The sequence below is a fragment of the Pseudophaeobacter sp. genome (assembly GCF_039971195.1).
Classification (GTDB): domain Bacteria; phylum Pseudomonadota; class Alphaproteobacteria; order Rhodobacterales; family Rhodobacteraceae; genus Pseudophaeobacter.
This window is the reverse complement of sequence record NZ_JBDWPJ010000131.1, coordinates 1-2,298: the sequence shown is the minus strand read 5'-3', so window position 1 is coordinate 2,298 and position 2,298 is coordinate 1. Positions and strand designations below refer to the sequence as shown.

Here is a 2,298-nt window from a genome sequence, read left to right as displayed (position 1 = left end):
GGTTCTGCCAGCAATGATATGGCTAATCTGATGGGCGAAGCACGCCAGACCCTGCTGTTACAACGGGTCTCTCAAGGGGCTGACGCCATGAGCGCCTATGAGGCCTTGCAGATTGCCACCCGTGGTGGTGCAGATGTGCTGGGGCGGCCCGATTGTGGCCGGCTGGCGCCCGGCAAACGGGCAGATCTGGCAATCTGGGATGTCTCCGGCGTGGCCTCTAGCGGCAGCTGGGATCCTGCGGCCTTGTTGTTGGCGGGACCGTCGCAGGTCAAACATCTCTTTGTTGAGGGACGGCAGATTGTCCAGGACGGCCATGTCACCACGCTTGATCTGCCGCGCCTGCTGGAGCGGCATCATGGTTTGGCGAAGCGTCTGATATCGGGAGAGTGATGTGAAGGTCCTACTGCGCTTGGCTGTCTGTCTGCTGCTCGGCGCCGCGCCGCTGGGCGCGGCAAATGCCGATCGCGAAGGAGCCATGCTTGGCCTCAATACACTGCGTGCCCAGCACGGCCTGGCGCCGCTCAGCTGGTCGCGCAAATTGGAAAAGGCCGCAAGGCGCCATGCCAAGGATATGGAGCGGAACGGCTTTTTCTCTCACATGGGCAGTGATGGCAGCCGCATCGCAGACCGGCTGCACAGCGTTGGATATGGGTTTTGTGCCGCAGCCGAAAACATCGCCAAGGGCCAGCCCAGCCAGCCCATGGTCATGGCCAGTTGGCGGCAGTCGCGCGGCCACCGCAAGAACATGCTGAGCTCGAGCGTGAGTGAATTTGCCCTGGTGCGCGAAGCGGGAAATCTATGGGTGATGGTTCTGGCGCGCCCGGGCTGCTGAGAGGCCAACAGCTGGAGCGCTGCCTGAGTGGGAAGATGCTGCTGTAGCTACAGCCTTTGCCCGTTGATCCAAACCTCGGCGATTGCCCGGTCATCGCCCATCATCAGGGTGGGGAAAACCGCTTCCCACAGATCCTGGGCCCGGTCGGCCCGCTGGGCGATGGCCGGGGTTGAGGCCAGATCCAGCACCACCAGATCTGCCTCCATGCCAGGCGCGATATTGCCAATCTTGTCTTCCAGCCGCAGCGCCTTCGCGGATCCCTGGGTGGCGAGCCAGATCAGCTCTGCTGCGTGCAGAGGGCGACCGCGCAGCTGGCCGATCTCATAGGCGGCGGCCATGGTGCGCAGCATCGAAAAGCTGGAGCCGCCGCCGGTATCTGTGGCCAGGCCAATGCGCTGGCCCTCTGCCATCAGCCGGTCCATGTCAAACAGGCCAGAGCCGATGAAGGTGTTGGAGGTGGGGCAATGCACCAGCGCGGCGCCATAGTCGCGCAACCGGTGGCGTTCGCGCTCTTCCAGATGGATGGCGTGGCCATAGACACCGCGCGCGCCCAACAGGCCAAATTCCTCATAGGTATCCAGATAGTCCCGCGCCTGGGGGAATAGGGATTTGACCCATTCGATCTCGTCCAGCTGTTCGCTCAGATGGGTCTGCATCAGGCAGTCCGGATGTTCCGCCCAAAGCGCCCCAAGCGCCGCTAGCTGATCCGGGGTCGAGGTTGGCGAAAAGCGTGGTGTGATGGCATAGTCTATGCGGTCAACCCCGTGCCAGCGCTCAATCAGCGCCTTGCTGTCGTCATAGGCGCTTTGCGCCGTGTCGCGTAGCCCCTCGGGGGCGTTGCGGTCCATGCAGGTCTTGCCCGCCACCACCCGCTGACCGCGTTCCTGGGCTGCCGTAAAAAAGGCATCAACGCTTTCGCGGTGAATGGTGGCAAAGCTGCAGACCGTGGTGGTGCCATTGGCGGCAGAAAGGTCCAGGTAGCGGTTGGCAATTTCGCTGGCATAGCCAAGATCGCCAAAGCGCATTTCCTCAGGAAAGGTATAGCTGTTGAGCCAGTCGATCAGCCGTTTGCCCCAGCTGGCTATAATGGCGGTCTGCGGGTAGTGCACATGGGCGTCGACAAAACCGGCCAGGATCAGCTTGGAGCCGTGATCAATCACTTCTGCCCGCGGCAGTTTTTCCTGCATCGCCTCCAGACTGCCAGTGCCGGTAATCTTGCCCTCGGCAATCGCCACGGCGGCAGAGATCTGCACGGCGTCTTCGGGCGACGGGGCGGCAAAGGGAGAAGTGCAATAGGACAACACATGTCCGCGCAGGATGAACTCGCTTTGCATTTTGGGGCCGTCCTTTTCTTGCCAAATCGCAGCGCTCAGGATACGCGCGCTCGCAGTTCCGGTAAATTATCTCATTGTCATTGTTTTCTGGTAACTGCTTCTAGTAATTTGCAACCAATCTTAGCAAAGGGC

The 2,298-nt window shown here is 61.4% G+C and carries 3 protein-coding genes; 2 read left to right on the top strand and 1 reads right to left on the bottom strand.

The genetic code is table 11. From position 1 onward, the window contains the following. Together ABJP42_RS11580 and ABJP42_RS11575 are read left to right on the top strand one after the other, a co-directional pair. A partial coding sequence (locus tag ABJP42_RS11580) for an amidohydrolase family protein (RefSeq protein ID WP_348340467.1) occupies nt 1-390 on the top strand: 390 nt, incomplete at its 5' end. A gap of 1 nt (nt 391) precedes the next feature. Next, nucleotides 392-832 carry a CAP domain-containing protein gene (locus tag ABJP42_RS11575; protein WP_348340466.1) on the top strand — a complete coding sequence of 147 codons (441 nt, stop codon included), beginning with the start codon at nt 392-394 and terminating at the stop codon, nt 830-832. A gap of 47 nt (nt 833-879) precedes the next feature. On the opposite strand, the gene guaD is transcribed toward ABJP42_RS11575, so the two are convergent. Then, entirely contained in the window at nt 880-2,166 is a 1,287-nt protein-coding gene (gene guaD, locus ABJP42_RS11570; RefSeq protein WP_348340465.1) for a guanine deaminase, read from the bottom strand. Between the last annotated feature and the right edge of the window lie 132 nt (nt 2,167-2,298).

Bases quoted from the DNA above. Each gene is read 5' to 3' on its own strand.
- guaD (WP_348340465.1), bottom strand. From the start codon at position 2,166: ATGCAAAGCGAGTTCATCCTGCGCGGACATGTGTTGTCCTATTGCACT.